This is a genomic window from Pararobbsia alpina (genome assembly GCF_902859895.1).
GTDB lineage: Bacteria > Pseudomonadota > Gammaproteobacteria > Burkholderiales > Burkholderiaceae > Pararobbsia > Pararobbsia alpina.
In genome coordinates this window covers 1-504 of record NZ_CADIKM010000249.1, presented here as the reverse complement: position 1 = coordinate 504, position 504 = coordinate 1, and the positions used below count along the sequence as shown (strand labels likewise).

2 pseudogenes are annotated in these 504 nt (G+C 60.9%); both read left to right on the top strand.

The features are described from left to right. Nucleotides 1-265: pseudogene (locus tag HV670_RS30520) on the top strand (outer membrane lipoprotein-sorting protein); the annotation flags it as partial. 26 nt (nucleotides 266-291) lie between these two features. Beyond that, a pseudogene (locus tag HV670_RS30515) lies at nucleotides 292-504 on the top strand (hypothetical protein); the annotation flags it as partial.

Sequence of the window (504 nt, the reverse complement as noted above, 5' to 3'; positions counted from 1 at the left end):
GTGGATCGATGCGTCGAGTTTCCTCGAGCTGAAGATCGACGGCGATCAGCGCAAGCTCGACGGACGCATGCACCCCGTCGCCGTCTACTACCGCGACTACAAGTCCGAGAATGGTTTGATGGTTCCGCATGTGCTGGAAACCGTGGTGGCAGGTGTCAATCAGAAGCATCAAATGACGATTCAGCACGTGACGGTGAATCAGGCCGTCGATGATTCCATGTTTGCGAAACCGCAATTCGCCATGGCCAAAGTGCCCGCCCACTAGAGGCATCCGCACGGGGGAAGACGATCATGAGACGGATCCGGCTATGGCTACTCGCGGCGTGCTTGCCCGTGCTCGTTTGCGTACCGGTGGCGCGGGCCGCTGAGGCGTTGAGCGCGGAACAGATCGTCGCGAAGAATGCGCAGGCGCGGGGCGGCGCTGACGCCTGGCGCAAGGTTCAGTCGATGGTGTGGGTGGGTCATGTCGATAGCCAGAATGCGGCTGCGCCGAATCTGCCGTTC